This window comes from Pseudomonas sp. IT-P2 (assembly GCF_949767575.1).
GTDB classification, from domain to species: Bacteria; Pseudomonadota; Gammaproteobacteria; order Pseudomonadales; family Pseudomonadaceae; genus Aquipseudomonas; species Aquipseudomonas pharyngis.
In genome coordinates, this window is the sequence record NZ_CATKQA010000025.1 from 1 (window position 1) to 1,513 (window position 1,513).

Consider the following 1,513-nt stretch of genomic DNA (forward strand, 5'->3'; position numbering starts at 1 on the left):
GAATGGCACTTACTTAACATGTTTAGCATGCCCGTTCTTCCTTACCTCAGCCCTTGCTGACCGACGTGACTTGGTCAGCAAGGGGTAGGCCTGAGGTCTTCGTTTTATGGCTCGCGGTTCGATACGACCAGGTCGATTTCCAACGCGTCTTTGCGCTATCAGCATCAGTAAGTTCGCCAGACCATCCTCGTCTTCAGGACTCCCATATTGTCGTAGCGCCAGCCATAACTGAAGGCTGTGTTTGAAGCTCAGTTCGCGAGGCAAGCAGTCCGCCAACAGAGCCGATTGGGCCATGAGCATTCGGATCAGATTGTGGGCCAACAGATAGACCCATAACTCCTTGACGGCCATGCCCGGGGTTTTGCAGCTCAACCTTCCAAGGCCCAGCGTGGCCTTGAGATTTCGCAAGTCCAACTCGACATGCCATCGCCCCTTGTACAGCGATTTGAGAGCTGTTTTGGGTGTCTGCTTCGGGCAATGCAAGGTGGTCACCAACGTTTTTCCGCCAGTCTTCAACTCTCGCACTATCAGCCTTTCAGGGGCCTGTTCGTAATATGTTTGACTCATCCAGGGCGGCCTTCTTTCGGGCTTTTTCAATTCGATCAAGTGGTCTTCTGAACCGAGACTTTGGCCCAGACGAAAGTCCGTGCTGCGCCGTCGAGCGCCATATTGTTCGAACACGCCATCGATACCTCGTCGCTGCAACTCGCACAGCAGAAAATAGGTCGCGTAGTAAGCGTCGCCCAACAAGATGTCGCCTGTTTTCAACGTGCCGAGCATGGATCTGAGCAGCGTCTGTTCGTCGCCGCCCTTACCTCGGAAACGTCCAAGTGCGGCATCTAAAACAGCGCCACTGGAGAGGCAAACGAGGCCCACCACTCGACACAACGGAAAACCAAGGCCAACTTTCTGCCCGCGAGATTGCGGATAGGCCCCCTGATTCGCAGCCGTATCGGGCATCGAGACGGTTGTCCCGTCGACAAGACGTACAGGTCGCCCCATCCATCGCCATGAAGGCGGCGCCTGATCACTGATAGACGAACCGGTCTGTCGAACCAGCATGGAAACCATTTCTACCGGCAAGCGTTGCCTGGCCTTACAGAAAGCGCCCGTGCGAGTGCTATTGGGTTTCATGCCGCTACAGGATCGCTTGATGGAGAAATCGTTGACGGCATTCTGGCAGGAACGATCGGCACTCATCGCTTGAGCCAGGAACATCGACAGAGTTTCCGTTGGCGGATACAAACGCTCCCGATGCTCTGGCAGTGCTGACTCAACGCGCTGCAGCAACTCGGGAGCCGTGAGCAGGTTGAAAAAAGCATAGGCATCACAATTCGAAGCATGGCGGCGAAAACGTTGCTGTTGATGCTGGAGAATTTGGCGTCTACGATCCATGTGGGCTGTGTCCTTGGTTTTCTGGTGTGTGTTCGCAACTATCACCGTAGACCAAGGCCAGCCCTTCTTCATTTTTTGCTTTCAGCTCAATCGGTTAGCTGTTAAGTAAGTGCCATTC

1 protein-coding gene is annotated in these 1,513 nt (G+C 54.3%); it reads right to left on the minus strand.

The features are described from left to right. Positions 1 to 9: 9 nt before the first annotated feature. Positions 10 to 1,395, minus strand: a complete 1,386-nt coding sequence (locus ACM6JM_RS16000) for an IS4 family transposase (RefSeq protein WP_103387383.1) — start codon at positions 1,393 to 1,395, stop codon at positions 10 to 12. Positions 1,396 to 1,513 lie beyond the last annotated feature (118 nt).